Raw genomic sequence first — 17542 nt, forward strand, 5'->3', positions numbered from 1 at the left:
AACACGATAATGGGGATATAATATAATTAGCAAAGTCAGAGAAATCCCAAATAGGAGGGGATAGTATGATTCAAGTACAGTTTATGAAACCGTTCTATACGAAAGTGAATGGAAAGACGCTACGCTTAGTATTCGCTTACCAATATTTTTCGATCGTCAAGGATGACGAGTTGTATCATTTTGTTCCTGTGGAAGGGAAGGAAATGATTATCGACATCGAAACAAAACAAATCGAAAATCTGTCGGAGATTTTTGTGTTCCAACGAGGGAGCCGCTTTATCCGTCTACCCTTATATCAGCTGCTTTTAATCTCAAACGTGCATGAACATTTAACTCCTATCTTAGATCAAGCAACGACACCTGAAGAAAAAAGCAAAACCGTATCGAAAGAAAAATCCGAATCAGAAATGCAAAAAATGATCCGTGAACTAGAAGAAAAAAATCTCGAACACCTAATCGATCAAGCACTCGAACAGCGAGACGAAAAGCGCTTCTACGAATTAGCCGCACAAAAAGCAAAACTGCTTGAGACAAACCAATAATCCCCCTTCCCGGATATGGAGTAGGAGAAAGGCACCTTAATCATGAATGTGATTGGAGGTGCCTTTGTTGTTTTTGGCAGGGGGATGAGTTCTGAATAGAAGTTTTGCGAGGAGTAGGGTGGAACTGTTAATGAGGAGTAATCTAAGGGACGAATGGTTTAAAGTGTGGATGGGATTTTTCTCTAGGGAGTGGTTTATAAGACAATTCCAATAAAGAGTGATTGGGATTTGTCTTTAAGGAGTGGTTTAAAAGACAAATGCAATAAAGAGTGAGTTGGAATTGTCTCTAAGGAGTGGTCTAAGAGACAATCTCATTAAAGAGTGAGTTGAATTTGTCCAAAAGAAGCGGTCTAAAAGACAAATCTAATGGAGTGTGAGTGGGAATTGTCTAATAGGAGTACTCTAAAAGACAATTCCAATAAAGTGTGAGCAGGATTTGTCTAATAGGAGCGCTCTAAAAGACAATACCAATAAAGTGTGAGCAGGATTTGTCTAATAGGAGTACTCTAAGAGACAATCTCATTAAAGAGTGAGTTGGATTTGTCCAAAAGAAGCGGTCTAAAAGACAAATCTAATGGAGTGTGAGCGGGAATTGTCTAATAGGAGTACTCTAAAAGACAATTCCAATAAAGTGTGAGCAGGATTTGTCTAATAGGAGCGCTCTAAAAGACAATACCAATAAAGTGTGAGCAGGATTTGTCTAATAGGAGTACTCTAAGAGACAATCTCATTAAAGAGTGAGTTGGATTTGTCCAAAAGAAGCGGTCTAAAAGACAAATCTAATGGAGTGTGAGCGGGAATTGTCCAAAAGGAGCTGTCTAAGAGACAAATTCATTAAAGGGTGAGTTGGAATTGTCTAATAGGAGTGCTCTAAAAGACAAATCCATTAAAGAGTGGATTGGATTTGTCTATTAGAGGTGCTTTAAAGGACAATTACCAAAGAGTATAATTGAAATTTGTCCAATAGAAGTAATTTCAAAGACAAATCCTTGAAGAGCAGGGAGGAACTTGTCTATGAGGTTGCTAGCAGGGATAACTTCAATGGCAGTGAACTGTTGAAATACCCGAAGTGTCGGAAATAATTGATAAAGTGTCGGGATTTCGGCAATAACTGTCGGGATTTCGGCAATAACTGTCGGGATTTCGGCAATAACTGTCGGGATAACTCAATAAAACGTCGCGGTTTCCGCAAAAAGTGTCGGGATTATTCAATAAAGCAGCTGAGGACCATAAAAAAGAGCGAAATTCTTCCTACAACAAAAAAGAAGAGCCCCATTCAGGGACCCTTCCAAACGAAAACATCATTATGCGCGTTTAGCAAACGCCTCTAAAGCCATCTTCGCCGTATCTAGTGCTTGGCTTTGTATCGGTTGAATCGTGGCTTTCATAGCAGCTTCAGCATCCACACGATTGCCGAGTATGCTCACGGCTTCTTCATACAGCTCATTGCTGTTCCAGTTGTCTTGTTCGACGTGGCCAATAATCGGTTGCCCTGCAATTTTTGCAAAGGCGTCGATTTTCGGATCGTAGGAAACCGCGATGAATGGTGTGTAGAAAATACTTGAAAAGATGAGCGAATGAAGTCTCATGCCAATCAATAATTGAGAGTGGCCGATGATCGCGATTTTTTCTTCGATGGATGAATCAGCAGGCGCAATCAGGCTTTTTTCCTTCATCGTCTCTGCGAATTCTCTAGAAGTTTTCGCGTCTTGCTCACCGTGCATCGGGATGAATACGATTGTTTCCCCGTTGCGGGCGAGTTGGTCCAGGCCATCACAAATTTTTTGTTTGAAATCCACCGTAGAAGGCCAATCTCTCACACTGACGGTGATGTAATTTTCCAACCCATTACTCTCAAGCCAGCTACTCCGGAAGCTGCTGCCATCCAGCCCCGTAACCGGATCGGGTACAATGCCAATCGTCTTCTTAATGCCAATGTCTTCAAGAAGCTTTCTTGAATCTTCGTCTCTGACAGTGATTTGGTCCACTTTGTTCAACGTCTTTCGGACAATCAGCTTACTGATGCCTTTGTTGATGGGCCCCATTCCTTGTGCATAAACGAAAACCGGCTTTTTGTGCATTTTGGCCATCTGCATGATCCCGGAATAGTAGGGGATGGATTTCATGCTCGTTTGATCTTGCAGTAGGCTGCCTCCGCCACTGATCAATCCGTCCGCACTCTTTAGGGCCATGCTGACTTCTTTCATTTTCCAGCGGTTGACCGCCTGGACGCCATACGTTCGTTCCGTAGCTTCTGGATTATTCGATAACACGGTGATTTCGATGTCTTTCTGAAGCTTTCTTAAGGCACTAATGATGGAGAAGAGGATGGCCTCATCTCCAACATTATCGAAACCATAGTAGCCGGATAAAACGACACGCACTATGACCACCTCGTTTTGGCTTTATTAAAGTAGTGGACACAAATTTTGTATATCACGATGAATACAAGGCCGATCACGAAGCCAAGTACTGTACTGTAAAGTGTGCGCAACAATGACACCGAAACAGGAATGTGCAAGTGGGTGAATGTATTCATGATGGACAAGAATCCAATGACACCCGGGATCAGCAGGATCGTTCCCCATTTCTTGTTGATGCCCATTACATAAAGCGCCAGTACGAAGAACGGGAAGCCAATCAGGAATTCCTTCGTTCTTGGACGAACATACATTGTGTTCTCCAGCCATTGTCTAAACGTTAACTCCAGTTCCGTCACAGAACCCGAGTTGCCAGTCCGACCGATATAGAAGTAGCCGACTGCTGCGACAATCATCAACACTAGTACATGCCAGTATTTCACTTCTTTATTTAACAATGTCACCGATGTGTTCAGCGAACCTTTTAAGCCATTCTTCGAAATTTCATACACTTGGAATAAAGCGAATAACACAATTCCGGCAATCGGAATCACATAGACAAGCTTCACGCCTCTAAATACTTCATAGCCCGTAACAAAGCCGTTTCCGTTTAACAGACCTACGACAATGTAAATCCCAATCAAGCTGATGGCGATTCCTTTTACATACTGGACAAAAATGTCGCGTATGCGAGTGGAACCGTTAGCCGATTTAATGACAGCATAGATTGGCGTTAGGACCGCAATAATTAAGGCGAATGCCTGCAGGAACAATACGCGGTTCAGTACAAAGTAAGCGACCGCCAGCATTGCCATAAAGAGAACAGCCAAAATCCGCAGTTTGTTCACTTTGATTAGCTCAGAGATCAAATACATGAAGATCATCCCCCCCAATAACACTAGGGCCGTCACCCATGCCGGGACAGAAATTTTCTCGAAATGTTTCGGTGCGCCTAGAGTAAAGTGGGTAGGCATTTTGTCTTGAACCTCTGTTAAATAGAGAACAGCCTCATCCAGATTTTCTTCGGCGTCGCCTTTTGTTTTAATGTGATAGAAAATCGATTTAATATTACGTTCCTTCACGGCTCTTGTTGTGCGATCGACACTTTCGTTAACCGTTAAGTTCGTTTGCTTGTTCACATCAATACTATGTAAACGGATCATGTCATACCCAGCCGACTTCGCTAAATCATATTCTCCCTTAAGCTGGCTTCCTTCTATTGTATAGAAGCTATAGCCTGCTTGTTGCAGATCCTGCAGCCAAGCGTTTCTGTCAGGATGGCCGAATCCAATGACTTCCGTTCCCGACCCTAAAAGACCAAGTTTATTGTCGCCTTTGAGCTCGACTAATTGCTGGACGATCTTCGAAATCGCTGAATCACTTTCGATATTTGTCGTTCTGAAGACTACCATCAAACCTTGTGCATCCAATTGGTCCACGATGGATTGGTCGTATCCGAATGGCATGTCCACTTCAAAGTCTTCTGTGGAACTTGCGATGAAGTAGAATGGTTTACCGGCAACCGTCACTTCTTCGGTTTGTAAATGATCTGTTATAAAGTTTTGGTAATAACTATCTTCCGGGATCGTTACATAATATCCCGTTTCCTCGGTATCAACAGCTCCTTCATATTGTGTAAAGAGCAAGCTGTTTGCGAGTTCACTTTCTTCATATATCGCCAGGACGTTTTGTTTCTCCAAATCTTCCAGTGATACCGCTTCGACACTTACGGAAGTGAGGCCGGCATCTGTTAATCTGGATAGGACTTCATCGGCCGTTAGATCACTTTCTTCGACAATCGTTGCGATTTCTTGATATGGAATGATCACTTCGTAATTGTCATTTGCTGATTCTGCATGCCACCTGTTGATGACGCCAGGCAGTGACGCAATCAGAACCAGGAGAAGGATCCCCCAAAGCCACTTTTGTTTAATCATTAACTTGTTCTTCCTCTCATTCGTTTGCGATGGTTTCCCATCAGTTTGTTTTCCACTAAATCGTTTCCCGATGACGGGGAGTTGTTTTAAATCTTCATGGTTAATTGCGCGTGTGAACCATAGCACACCGAAGTATATTGCTCCGCCAACAAACATCACCAAAACGACATACGCCAGGGCAACAAATCTGGACCAGCTTGCAACATTAAACCATAATGTCGGAAGGCCGATCACTGCGCCCATCAACAGGGAAGCAAAGATGATTTTGACGATGCTGCCATTGATAAACGAAAAACGCATCTTTTTGTAGATGAAGGCGGTATTGACGAAAAATAAAACAAAATACACAAATAATGTAGAGAATGCCGCACCATCCAATCCGAATGACCGGATAAAGAAGATGTTCGCAAACACTTTCAGCAAGACGCCGGCGAGAATGATGATGGCCCCTGCTCTTGCGGAATTCATTCCTTGCAGAATGCCCGTCCCTAAAATTGTCAAGGAAGTGAAGACGGAACTGAGATTAATAATCGCAAGCATCGTGCTTCCTTCAAGATCGGTGAACAAAGCCAGGTTCAAAGGAAGCGTCAGTGCAAGAAGCCCCAATGCTGCCGGCCAGGAAATGAGATGCGTTAAACGGTGTGTTCGTTCAATAAGTGCACGAGTTCCCGTTAAATCATTCTCCGTTAATTTCTTCGTGATCAGTGGGACGAGCGGCAAAATAATCGACGATGCGAAAATCGTTGCGATTTGGACAAGTGTAAGTCCGCGCCCATATATCCCGTATTGATAAGTAATTTCATGCTGTTCGACACCGGCACTTCTCAACCCGTACGTCACAGTGAAAGAGTCCACAAAGTTGAACAGAGCCATTGTCACCGAACCGATGGCAATCGGAATGGAGATCTTTAAAATGACCTTGCTCCAGGACTTGAATTGGCCCAGTGTAACCTTTTTGGAAGAGGTTACTTTCACCGAAGAACGGGAATATTGAAATCGTAAATAGATGAGGGAAGCGAGGGCACCGATGACGGAGCCAATCATCACCCCACCAGAAACGACTTCTGTGGAATAATTCATTGCCACTAAAATATACGACACCAATAAAATCAAGCATACCCGAACAAGCTGCTCAATCACTTGGGATACGGCAGTCGGCTGCATATTGCCGAAGCCTTGGAAGAATCCGCGGTAGACGGCCATATAAGGGGCCACCAGCAACGTGAGGGCAACGACGATCAAGGCGATTTCAGTGGAAGGTCCACCAAGTGCGTTGGCAATCTCACTGGAGAATCCCATGATGACTGCAAAGCTCAATACCCCAAAACATAATGCCAAGATGCTCGCTGTAAAGTAAATTTCTTTTACTTTATGTTGCTCGTTTTTCGCATGAGCTTCAGCGATAAGCTTGGAAATCGCAAGAGGGATCCCTGCCACGGAAAGATAAAGTGCCACCATATAGACGGGGTACACAAGCGTAAAGATCCCAAGTACCTCGTCACCTGCAATATTTTGCAGCGGAATGCGGAAAATACTTCCCAACACTTTGGAAAGAAGGGTGGCAATCGTCAGGATGATTGTACTTTTTACAAATGTGGACTGACTCATTTAGTTGACCCCTGACCTTTGCCTTTTAATTGATACACCTTGATGGCAAACCGGGGAAGTGCAAGCATTCTTTTAAAGCGAGTAGGTTGGGAAAGCAGGCGGTATAGCCATTCAAGATTCATCTTTTGCCATATTGCCGGTGCCCGTTTGACCGTTCCCGCAATGACATCGAAGGAGCCACCGACACCCATGAAAACACCGTGCTGGAAGCAATCGAGATTTTCGGAAATCCATTTTTCTTGTCTTGGCACACCTAAAGCGACAAACACTAAATCTGGTTGTGTTTGCGAAATTCTTTCCGCAATGTCGTTGTCTTCCCAATTGAAATAGCCGTCCTCATATCCGACGATTTCGACATTCGGGTAGGTTGCATGAATATTGTCGACAGCCTTTTGCAATGTGTCGTTTTGTGCACCTAATAGGAAAATTTTATAATGTTTTTGATTGCCCACTTCCAAAAGCCGTACCATCGTGTCATAACCCGTAACACGTTCGGGAAGCGATTCCCCGAGAATTTGCGCGGCTTTGACGACACCGATGCCATCTGCGCAAATATATGTGGCTTTTTCAAGGTATTGCATTACTTGCGGATTTTCATTGGCGGTCATCACCACTTCGGGATTTGCAGTGACAACGAACGTTTTTTCTTTTTGTTGAATTCGATTTTCTAATAAGGAAACAAAGCCTTTTTGATCAATATGTAAAAAAGGAACACCCATTATTGTGACTTGCTTCATATAGTACTCAAACCTTTCTGTTGATACCTGTTTACCGCACTATCATACCATAAATGGAAACGTTGCAGTTAATTTTCGAAAGACATTGAAAATTGTTGAAGGATGTAGAAAATATGAAATGCGGAAGTGCTTGGCTAGCACCCAATCAGTTGCTAATCCTCAAAAAAACCTCCCTCGAAAATCGAAGGAGGTTTATGCTATCAAGTCATCCCCGCATATTAAGGAGTAGTGACAGGAGTTGTGGCAGGCGGAATTACAGGTTGGACTGGTGGTACGATATAATCTCCGTGCACCCAACCAGGTTCCTGGTCATAAAGAACTTTGTACCAAACGCCATTTTTAATATATTGACCACTCGCGTCTTTTACACCAAGAATATAGCTGCCGCCTTTGGCCATGCCGATAATGCGGCTTGTTGTATTCGGTTCAAATCGAACATTGAGGCCATTCGTGTTGTTTTTAATTTTTAAAGCATCCGCGAAAGTGAGGTACTCACCAGATACCCATCCTTGTTTACCGTTTACGGAAATTTTGTACCAACCACCGTTTTCACCAAGAACTGTTACTTGTGTATCGTGCGCCAATGTCGAGATCACCGTTCCAGTTTTCGGGAAAGTTCGGAAGTTCAACGGAATAGTCGGCGAAACGACTTTTCCAACAGCACCATTCAAAGTCGGATAAACCACATATTGATCTTCTGCGCTCGGTTTTGGAGAAGTAGCTGGCTGAGCTTGATAAGCCGGAATTTCAAATACGAGTTTCGTCGTTTTGTCGGCACCTGTTACTTCATAAATTTCACGGATCTTGTCACCTTGCAAAACTGCCCACATGACATGTGTCGCATATTGGTGGTCGGTCGGTTTAGCCGGATTCCAGCGCATTTCATATAAAGTGTCCTGCCCGATGCCGATATACTTCTCTTTCACGAAAGAGGCACCGCCGATAATGGCTTGTTTAACAGTGAACCAGCCATTTTTATAGGCTGTTTCGGAACCAAATTTTTTCGGATCCTTGTCAATCGCACCAATTCCGTATACATTATAAGTTTTTTTGATGTTCGTTAAATTCGCTTTATTTTGGGCCGTCACCATTTCCGGTTGGCCTGCTGCATTGAGCCCCACTTCAATCCCCATAGCAAGTGGCGATGTCCCTTTGCCCGTTTCATGCAGTGCATGGGAGATGAGGTAAGCGGCATTTACACTATAACTTGTTCCAGCCTGGATAAAAGCATCGGCCGTATTTGCCAAGTTGCCCATCCCATTCAGGACTTTCGTGTTGATTGTCGATGTACTTAACCCTTCAACCGGCGCAGATAGTTTTAAAAACTGATAGAATTCTGCACTATCCTTTTTGAAGTTTCCTGGATTCATATAGTAGGCGACCAGTGAATCTGTCGCCGTAAATATACCCGCTCCATCGACTTTCGGGCTATTGTTGGCTTGCAGTGAGACAGCAGTTGCAAAGTTTGCAGAGTAAAAATCGGTTACGTACTCTTTACCAGGTACGACTGGTTTTGGAGTTTCCACCGGTGGATCGACCGGCTTCTCTACAACAGGCGGTTCGACCGGCTTGTCCACAGGAGGAGTTGTAGGAGTTTCCGCTGAATTCTCCTCCGCTTTTAGTACGCGATAGATGACAGTCGATGCTTCCGCACGTGTGGCATTGGCACTTGGGCGGAACGTGTTGCCTTCACGGCCAAACAGAATTTTTGACCCCACGGCATATTGAATCGATTCTTTTGCCCATGAAGCAATTTGACTATTGTCGTTGAATGAAATCGTCGACTTTGTCGTAGCAACCCCGGCATAATCCATAGCACGCTTGATCATGACCGCCATTTCCTGACGATTGATTTTCGCGTTCGGATTGAATTTGCCATTTCCGACACCGGCGATTAAATCGTGGGAAGCCGCCAAATTAACAGCGGAATAAAACCAATCCCCCGGATTCACATCTGTAAAGCGAACAGTGGAAGACTTTGGTGTCAACTCCAAAGCTCTTACTAGAAAACTAGCAAACTCCGCACGAGTGACATCCTTATTTGGCAAATAGTTCCCGTTTTGGTCCCCACCTAGAATTTTTTGATTGATGAGATAATTCATTTCTGTGTATGCCCAGTGACCTGAGATGTTTTCAGCATGTGTTGTCCCGGGTGAGGCAGTTAGTGCTGCCGAAGCAAATAATCCCAACCCCAAGGCAAGTGATAATTTCTTATTCATTTCATTTCTCCCCTCAAAAATATATTACGCTATATATAAATCTACCAAAATATGAGACAAAAATATAGGGAAGATTTAAATTTAGTTGACGGGGAGTGAATCTCATAAGATTTGAGCAGTATCCAGCACTTGCGGCGTGTCGCCTTTTGTCGATTCCACCCTTTCCGTCATTTAAACTAGTAGTATTCTACCGTTATGCTCATAAATGTCGAAAGTCTTGCTGAATTATGGTATATTTTGAATATCTTTAATAGAAATCAAATATAAGTAAGGAGCTTAAAGGATGGAAAGAAGAAGGATCGGTTATTGGTTTATCCTCATGTTGGTATGCTTGATTCTTGTACCGAATCAGTCAGTCTCTGCAAGCACTCTTTCTGACATACCCCAAACCTATGAAAAAGAGATTAACTATTTAATAGGAAAGAACATCGTAACTGGGTATGCAGATGGGGAGTTTAAACCAAATCAATTAGTAACTAGACAAGAAGCCGCGACGATGATTGGGAAAGCTTTAAAATTGGACGGTGCCAAGCCAAGGCAGACCGTGTTTAGTGATGTAAAACCAGATTCATATGCTTCTGGCTACATCCAAGCAGCTAATGACAAGAAGATTATCAATGGCTATGCCGACGGAACATTCGGCCCAACGAAAAATATGACACGTTTGGAAATGGCCTATCTAATCACAAGTGCTTTTAAATTAAATGCTTCAAATGATGTTTCATTTAAAGATATGCCTTCCAACTCAAATGCAGCAAAAGCGATTTCGGCTGTAACGGGAGCAGGGGTCACAAACGGTTATGAAAATGGAACATTCCGTCCGAATAATTCCATAACGCGATTGGAATTTGCCATCATGCTGGCGCGAGCGCTGAATCCGGATTATCGAATCGAGCCGGTAAAGCCAAGCGAGCCGAAACCGACCGAGCCGACGCAACCGAGCGAGCCGGAAGATTCAAACGAGACGGTAAAACCAAGTGAGCCAAGTGAAGGGACAACAATGTATGTAACGACTGCCAGCCTGAATGTTCGAAGCGGTCCGGGTACGAGTTACTCAAAAGTGGGCTCTTTAACGAAGGGCAATGAAGTGACTACCTACGAAAAGACCGGAGATTGGGTTTACATGACAAGCGGTAAAGTTTCCGGTTATATACATACAAGTTACATTTCATCTCAAAAACCGAGCTTGACGAAAGTCATTGCCATTGACCCTGGGCACGGCGGGCATGATCCCGGTGCGGTGGGCAATGGGCTATATGAGAAAAACTTAACCCTTGGAGTGGCGCTTCACCTAAGAGACTATTTAAACAATGCGGGCATTAAAGTCGTCATGACCCGTTCAACTGACAAGTTTATTGCGCTGGAAGACAGGGTAACGATTGCCGAAAATGCCGGTGCCGATACATTTGTCAGCCTGCACATGAACGCGGCATCAAGTTCCGCGAGCGGAACGGAGACCTATTATACGACTTCAGGCACTGCTACTAGAGCGGAGTCAAGTAAAGCATTGGCTGAATTCATCCAGGAGCGATTGGTGGATGCAATCGGATCGAAGGACCGCGGTGAAAAAACTGCCAATTACAAAGTAATTTACAAAAACCCGCTTCCATCCGTGTTGGTGGAAATGGGCTTTATCTCCAATAAGGAAGAAGCAAACTACATCAATAACCACCAAAAAGAAACAGCCTATGCGATTTATTTGGGAATCCAGGACTACTATAAATGGCAAGGTAAATAAAAAAGCGGAAGCAATCCGCAAAACCCCCGTCAGGTGTTCGAACATCTGGCGGGGGTTTTTTTATAACTTATCAACCTTTCAGAAAAAGACAAGCGTTATCTTACCTACTAAACTGGTAAAAAAACGCTTGTCTTTTTTTTGTAATATTTGACATAAAATCTTAAAATATGAATAGGATGGGTAGGGAGTGGAAAAATGTTCATGAATTTTCCATCGAGAAATTTTTTTAATTATTCCGCAAACCGTTGGGGGAGTAAGCATGAGTCTATTTTTCTAATTAATAGGATATTAGTATCCAATTTACCCAATAGTTACTAATATTTTTAGCAAACTATGGATAGATTCTCAAATCTTGAATTAGTTGCTTGAATTTAGAAAATGGTAGTGTTATACTTTCGTAGTAAGTAAATGTTTCTACTAGAGGGTAATATTTCTTTCAAACCCATTTAGTGGATTTACTACAAATTTACTTTGTGTTCCTTATTATTCCAGAGAACTATAATACATACTACTATTAGGTTAATAAGCTAGTAATATAGTTTTCATAGAATAATATGACTTTTAAAGAATCCAGGGAGGAATAAATGAATGACAAAGCAAAACAAAGGTCGTAAATTATTCGCGACAACAGCAACTGCAGCATTAGTTGCATCAGCAATCGTACCAGTAGCATCAGCTGCTAGCTTCAACGATGCTGGAAACATCCCAACATGGGCTACAGATGCAGTAAACAGATTAGCGGACAGCGGTGTTCTAGAAGGCGATACAAAAGGTAACTTCAATCCAAATGGTGTTGTTACTCGTGCTCAAGCTGCAACAATCTTCTACAAAGCATTAGGATTACAAGCTACAGGTGGAGAAAACTTCGCTGACGTAGATTCTGATGACTGGTGGTATGATGCGGTAGTAGCTACTTCTCCAGAATTATTCCAAGGTGACGGCACTGGTAAATTCTTACCAAAAGCTCAATTAACTCGTGCAGAAGCTGCGAAAGTTATCGTTGCTGCTTACGGTTTAAAAGGTGAAGCTGACCTTTCTACTTTCTCTGATGCTTCTAGCGTAAAAGCTTGGGCTAAAGACTCTTTCTCTGCTGCAGTAGCAAACGGAGTAATCAATGGTAAAGGAACTAAATTAGCTCCTAACGATTCAATCACTCGTGCTGAATTCGCAACAATGGTTGCTCGTGCAATCGACGCTGACTCAGTAGCATCTAATGTTGAATCTGTAACTGCAATTAACGCTACAACTGTAGAAGTTAACTTCAAAAACCCTATCGAAGATATCGAAGCTTTAGACTTCTTAATCGATGGTCTTGATGTAACAAATGCAGTAGTAAAACAAACTGACAATTCAGTAGCTGTATTAACAACTGCTACTCAAGAAGCTGGTAAAGAATATACAGTAACAAGCAAAGGTGAAACTCTTGGTAAATTCAAAGGTGTTTCTGCTGTAATTCCAACTGGTATTGACTTAACAACAAAATCAGTTCAAGGGAAACTTGGCCAACAAGTAACTGTATCTGCACAAGTAACTGTAGCTGAAGGTGCTTCTAAAGCTGGTATTCCTGTAACTTTCAACGTTCCTGGTGATGATGGTACATTATCTCCAAAATTAACAGCTGAAGTAACAACTAATGAGCACGGTGTAGCTACTTACTCTTATACTCGTTATGCTGATAGAACTGATACTGTTACTGCTTATGCTTCTGGAGATCGTTCAAAATTCTCTACAGGATACGTATTCTGGGGTGTTGACACAATCCTAAAAATTGAAGAAGTAACAACTGGCGCTACAATCAACAACGGTGCTAACAAAACTTACAAAGTTACTTACAAACACCCAGAAACAGGTAAAACTGTTGCTGGTAAAGTACTAAACGTATCTGCTTTAGAAAACATCAATGTTACAGCTGATAAATTACAAAATGTAACAATTAATGGTGAGTCAGTTTCTCAATTAAGCAACGGTACAAAAACTGTAGCTGCTCAAATCACTACTGATTCAAAAGGTGAAGCTACATTCACAGTATCAGGTTCAAATGCAGTAGTAACTCCTGTTGTATTTGAAGCTAACAACACTGCAACTACAAAAGACTTCAAATATGAAGCTTCTGACTTACAAGCAACAGCTGCAAAAGTTGAATTCTCTGCAGTTCAAGCTGCTTACAAAATCGAGTTAACTCGTGATGGTGGAGAAGTAGCAGCAACTGGTGAAGCAAACGGTCGCGAATATAAAGTAGTTGTTAAAGACAAAGATGGTAAAGTAGCTAAAAATGAAACGGTTAACATTGCATTTAACGAAGACTTAGACCGCGTAATTTCTACAAATACAAAAGCAGGATTCGTAAATCCAGATACTGATAAATTCTATCCAACTTCTGGAACAGGTAATACAAATAAACAAATTTCTGTAAAAACAGATGACAAAGGTGAAGCTAAATTTGTTATCGCAACTGATTCATTAAATGAGAACGATTATGCAACTCCACTTGCATGGATCGATATTAATAGTGCTAATGCTAAATCTGGTTCTTTAGATGAAGGCGAACCAAAAACAGTAGCACAAATTACTCACTTCCAAGCTCCATACTTAGATGGTGCAGAAATTAAAGCTTTCAAAACTTCTGGTGGTAAAGCAGTAACTAAATTCGATGGTAATGAAGTTGCTGAATTCAAAGCAGAATTAGTAAACCAAAGTGGAAAAGCATTTACTGGTGGATATACTCTAAGCAAAATTACTTACACAGTATTCAATACTGGTGCTAATGATGTTAAAGTTGGAAACACAGTAATCTCACCTAACCGTAGTGAAACTTTCACAACTAATGGCGAAAGCTTAAAAGTTGAGTCTGCTGAAGGTAAAACAACTTCTGTACGTGTTGTAGCTACTGGTTCAGCTGCTAAAGACGGTAAAGACTATGCATTTACTGCTAAAGAAGCTACTGCTACATTTACAGCTACTAGAGAAGTTCCAAATTCTTACACTGGAGAAATGGCTCAATACAATCCAGCTGATTCAGGTACAAATAGCAACTCTATTTGGTTTGCAGGTAAAGATCCAGTGAAATATGCTGGTGTAACTGGTAAAACATTCAAATACTTCGGAGCTAATGGTAATGAAGTATTTGGTGAAAAAGCTTGGGAAGAATTATTAGCACAATACGATGCTGCAAACCAAGATGTTACAGCTTCATACATTGTAGACGGTGACACAATTACATTTAAAATTATCACTGTTGGTGCTGCATCTGGTGTTGCTACTGACGGTATCCAACAACATGCGCCAGCTGCTGCAAATAATGCACCTGTTGCTAAAACTGTAGGAGATCAATCAGTTGCTCTTAATGGAACTCCATTAACATTTACAGCAACTCAAGTTGCTTCTGATGCTGATACTGCTGATACTTTAAAAATTGTTACTGCATATACGGATAATGCAACTGTAGCTACTACTGCTGTAGCTGCTGGTCAATTAAGCTTTACTGTAACACCTGCTACGGCTGGTTCTACAAATGTAACTGTAGTAGTAACTGATGGTAAAGAAACTGTAAATGTTAACTTTAAAGTTAATGTATCTGCTGCTTCTTACACTACTTTACTTGGTAACCCAGCTAGAGCTTATGTAGCTCCAAAAGCTTCTACAGTACTTCTAACTAGCCCAACTGTTACTACAGCTGGAGACATTACTGTAGGAGATGGATCAACTTCAGTAAATGTTAACTTAGCTGCTGGCGCTTCTGTAGCAGATATTGCAACAGCAATTAACGCTCAAGCTTCATCATTAGTAACTGCTGTAGTTAAAGGTGCTGATGTTGAGTTAACATCTAAAGCAACTGGTGTAACTATTACTACTGCTGATGCTTCATCAATCGGTACTGGTTTAGCGAAAACTGGCACAAATGGCGCAGCTGTTGCAGCTCAATATACATTCAAAGTAGATTCAGTACCAACAACTGCTAAAACATTCAAAGTAGCAGTAGGTTCAGATTTCTATGAGTATACTTCTACAGGTACAGAAGTATCTGCGGCTGCATTAGCTTCTGCTATTCAAGCTGAATTAGCTACAAAAGTAGCTGCTTCAAATGCTAACGCTGTAGCATTCGATGCAAAATATACAGTAGCTGTAACAGGAGATGTAATTACAATTACACAAAAATCTGCTGCATCAACTACTAGTCAATTATCTGTAACTGCTCAATAAGACGTTGAGTAATTCCGTGTACTGTGTACACTACTAATATTGTTAATAAATTAGATTAACAGAATTATATAGAGAGTCCTTGTATGAGATGAATCTTATACAAGGACTTTTCTTATTTGGTAATAACTTCGAAAACCAGATAACTTGTTTAGTTAAAAGTTGAATAAGTTTAGCACGATAGTCTTTATCAGTAGATCAAATTTATTCTAGGTTACTTTTTATAGAAACGTGTTATTATTGAAGGTAGTCATAAAATGGATTTAAGCTATAAAATGTTAATTGATTGATTATTTAGATGCTAATAAGAAAGAGGTTTAGAAGGGACTTTTAAATATTCCTGTATACGTGCAGGTAAATACGGCGTGTAACGGAAATGTCCAACAACTCGGGGCTTTTTCAACCAATCTTTTAAAATATCTTTCCAAAGGATAAAACGCCGTTTCTTCATATACGGTCTTGCATCGAAGAATATAATTTCCCCTTCATTTGTAATCACTTTGAAGGAATCCCAATAAGCGATGCAATACAGCTTTACATAATTGCGCGCTCTTGGTACGTGAATTAAATGCTGGTCCAATTTAAGTTCATTATATTTATTAAAGTCAATCGCAAACTGTTTGAACACTGGGTATGGCTCTTCAGGTAATTTTAATACTTGTTGTTGCTCCTCCAGCCATAAATCTTCAATAAGTTCTTCTTTTTTATAATGCACTCGTTGCCGGTCTTTCTTTAATTGCTGTTCTAATTGCTCTCTTAAGTCATCAAAATCTTTAATGACTGGGGGTGTGCTAAAGAAATTGTAGCGGACATACCCAACTTTTCTTTCGACATGGCCTTTTTCATTACCTTTTGATGGATTACAAACTTGCACCTTAAACCCGTAGTAATGTTGAAAATGCCGAAAGGCATCTATTAACTCTTCTTCCTTGTCGCCTTTTCTTACTTTTTTCACCGCTGGTGTTAAATTATTGATTAGAATACTAATTGGTACACCACCGGCTTGCTGGAACAGTTGTTTTAATCCGCTTAAAAAGCATCCTAAATTCTCTCCAGGCATCGGAACCGCAAAACCTGTATTACTTGCTGGGAAGGACATGATTAACGCATGTACATCTAAGATCTCTCCATCTTGAACAGCCTCCATTGTGCCAAAGTCCAATTGAGCCTCACCTGGTGGATGACTCAGTCGTTCAAAGCCTTTACTCTGTTCATCATCTTCTGCAGCGCGACATTCTTGAATAAAATCACAAAGAGTTCGGTAGGATCCTTTAAAGCCCGTGGCTTGTAAATCTTCAAACATTTTCATACACCCATGTATGACCCTCGCGGATATTCCTTGATCTCTGATTCCAATAATGGATTTGCTGCAAAATAATCGCTTCATTTAACCCGACTTTTCTAGCAAGCGTTGGCAGTATTAAAAGTGGTGATTCATCGATAAGCTTTCGCATTAGGTATTCTCCTTTCTTGTAAGTGCCAGGCACACACACAACTCCAAGACAATTCAGAATAGTTCTGGAATTGTTTGAGTGCCAGGCACACATACAATTCAATTCAATTTAATTTAATCCACAGTTCCTTTAAGTTCGATTCGGAGCTTTTTGATTAGGCGGTCGCGGCGTTTTTTTAGGGCGGCGACCGATGCGTTGTATTTGTGTGTCAGTTCTTCATACTTGTATTGATGGTAGTAGAGGTCTTTGAGCAATTCGAATTCCTCTTCCGTCAAATAAGATGCCAAAGTTTCTAGTGTCGATCCGTGTCCACAAGGCATATTTTTCAAGTCGTTATACTGGGCAACTTTTGTAAGCTTTTCTTTTTCATAAGGGATTTGATTCTCCGTATATTTGTTATCCTTATGCATCTCCGTATAAATGGATGTCAGCACCATTCTGTACGCGTAAGAAGGAAAGTGCCCCTTGCTCGGATCAAAGTTGCGCCATGCTTGCCAAAGTGCAATGCGGGCAGCTTGGTAAAAGTGATCGTGGTTTTTATAAATGTTTGTTTTTCTCAGTATGCTTTTGATCATCGGTTCATATTGTTCAAGAATCTCTTCGAAATTATCCATTTATAGTTCGCCTAACGAACTGTGCACAGCTCCATTATTCCCGGGTAAATTCATGGTAAGGGAATGTTTTGAAACATTCGAATGGATGATTTTATAGAAATCTATGAAAATAGCATTGATTTTCTTTTAAAATTGT

At 41.3% G+C, this 17542-nt stretch carries 10 protein-coding genes and 1 pseudogene; 3 read left to right on the forward strand and 8 right to left on the reverse strand.

Annotated elements, in window-relative coordinates; genetic code table 11:
• The first annotated feature begins 65 nt into the window (after positions 1–65).
• The gene (locus tag CD33_RS08755) at positions 66–542 is read left to right on the forward strand and encodes an IDEAL domain-containing protein (protein WP_036200128.1); all 477 of its coding nucleotides are present in this window, start codon (positions 66–68) and stop codon (positions 540–542) included.
• A gap of 1304 nt (positions 543–1846) precedes the next feature.
• Here CD33_RS08755 and csaB read toward each other — a convergent pair.
• The 5 genes and pseudogenes from csaB to CD33_RS08780 form a co-directional block, all read right to left on the reverse strand.
• Positions 1847–2926 carry a polysaccharide pyruvyl transferase CsaB gene (gene csaB, locus CD33_RS08760; protein ID WP_036200129.1) on the reverse strand — a complete coding sequence of 360 codons (1080 nt, stop codon included), beginning with the start codon at positions 2924–2926 and terminating at the stop codon, positions 1847–1849.
• Positions 2926–4839: a DUF5693 family protein gene (locus CD33_RS08765; RefSeq protein ID WP_036200167.1), complete on the reverse strand. Its 1914-nt coding sequence runs from the start codon at positions 4837–4839 to the stop codon at positions 2926–2928. Before CD33_RS08765 ends, csaB begins: the two co-directional genes overlap by 1 nt.
• A 54-nt stretch (positions 4840–4893) precedes the next feature.
• Positions 4894–6447, reverse strand: a pseudogene (locus tag CD33_RS08770) (putative polysaccharide biosynthesis protein); the annotation flags it as partial.
• Complete coding sequence (locus CD33_RS08775) at positions 6444–7184, reverse strand: WecB/TagA/CpsF family glycosyltransferase (protein WP_036200130.1); 741 nt, start codon at positions 7182–7184, stop codon at positions 6444–6446. The pseudogene CD33_RS08770 and the gene CD33_RS08775, both read right to left, overlap by 4 nt.
• Before the next feature lie 218 nt (positions 7185–7402).
• The gene (locus CD33_RS08780; protein ID WP_052130140.1) at positions 7403–9403 is read right to left on the reverse strand and encodes an S-layer homology domain-containing protein; all 2001 of its coding nucleotides are present in this window, start codon (positions 9401–9403) and stop codon (positions 7403–7405) included.
• Positions 9404–9686: 283 nt separating this feature from the next.
• Here CD33_RS08780 and CD33_RS08785 point away from each other — a divergent pair, with 283 nt between their 5' ends.
• Both CD33_RS08785 and CD33_RS08790 read left to right on the forward strand, forming a co-directional pair.
• The gene (locus CD33_RS08785) at positions 9687–11141 is read left to right on the forward strand and encodes an N-acetylmuramoyl-L-alanine amidase (protein ID WP_052130141.1); all 1455 of its coding nucleotides are present in this window, start codon (positions 9687–9689) and stop codon (positions 11139–11141) included.
• Positions 11142–11729: 588 nt separating this feature from the next.
• Positions 11730–15341, forward strand: a complete 3612-nt coding sequence (locus CD33_RS08790) for an S-layer homology domain-containing protein (RefSeq protein WP_036200131.1) — start codon at positions 11730–11732, stop codon at positions 15339–15341.
• A gap of 298 nt (positions 15342–15639) precedes the next feature.
• On the opposite strand, the gene istA is transcribed toward CD33_RS08790, so the two are convergent.
• The 3 genes from istA to CD33_RS08800 all read right to left on the reverse strand — a co-directional run bounded on the left by istA (position 15640) and on the right by CD33_RS08800 (position 17406).
• The gene (gene istA, locus CD33_RS08795) at positions 15640–16641 is read right to left on the reverse strand and encodes an IS21 family transposase (RefSeq protein WP_235863342.1); all 1002 of its coding nucleotides are present in this window, start codon (positions 16639–16641) and stop codon (positions 15640–15642) included.
• Positions 16634–16792: a hypothetical protein gene (locus tag CD33_RS20185; RefSeq protein WP_156967307.1), complete on the reverse strand. Its 159-nt coding sequence runs from the start codon at positions 16790–16792 to the stop codon at positions 16634–16636. Before CD33_RS20185 ends, istA begins: the two co-directional genes overlap by 8 nt.
• A gap of 113 nt (positions 16793–16905) precedes the next feature.
• Positions 16906–17406 (reverse strand): sigma-70 family RNA polymerase sigma factor, encoded by a 501-nt coding sequence (locus CD33_RS08800; RefSeq protein WP_036200132.1) that lies wholly within the window; start codon positions 17404–17406, stop codon positions 16906–16908.
• Positions 17407–17542 lie beyond the last annotated feature (136 nt).

Source organism: Ureibacillus sinduriensis BLB-1 = JCM 15800 (assembly GCF_000772955.1).
In the GTDB taxonomy this organism is placed as follows: domain Bacteria; phylum Bacillota; class Bacilli; order Bacillales_A; family Planococcaceae; genus Ureibacillus; species Ureibacillus sinduriensis.

What these genes read in the sequence shown, in the direction of transcription:
- CD33_RS08755 (WP_036200128.1), top strand. Translation starts at nt 66, where the DNA reads ATGATTCAAGTACAGTTTATGAAACCGTTCTATACGAAAGTGAATGGA.
- CD33_RS08765 (WP_036200167.1), bottom strand. Translation starts at nt 4,839, where the DNA reads ATGATTAAACAAAAGTGGCTTTGGGGGATCCTTCTCCTGGTTCTGATT.
- CD33_RS08775 (WP_036200130.1), bottom strand. Translation starts at nt 7,184, where the DNA reads ATGAAGCAAGTCACAATAATGGGTGTTCCTTTTTTACATATTGATCAA.
- CD33_RS08780 (WP_052130140.1), bottom strand. Translation starts at nt 9,403, where the DNA reads ATGAATAAGAAATTATCACTTGCCTTGGGGTTGGGATTATTTGCTTCG.
- CD33_RS08785 (WP_052130141.1), top strand. Translation starts at nt 9,687, where the DNA reads ATGGAAAGAAGAAGGATCGGTTATTGGTTTATCCTCATGTTGGTATGC.
- CD33_RS08790 (WP_036200131.1), top strand. Translation starts at nt 11,730, where the DNA reads ATGACAAAGCAAAACAAAGGTCGTAAATTATTCGCGACAACAGCAACT.
- istA (WP_235863342.1), bottom strand. Translation starts at nt 16,641, where the DNA reads ATGTTTGAAGATTTACAAGCCACGGGCTTTAAAGGATCCTACCGAACT.
- CD33_RS20185 (WP_156967307.1), bottom strand. Translation starts at nt 16,792, where the DNA reads ATGCGAAAGCTTATCGATGAATCACCACTTTTAATACTGCCAACGCTT.
- CD33_RS08800 (WP_036200132.1), bottom strand. Translation starts at nt 17,406, where the DNA reads ATGGATAATTTCGAAGAGATTCTTGAACAATATGAACCGATGATCAAA.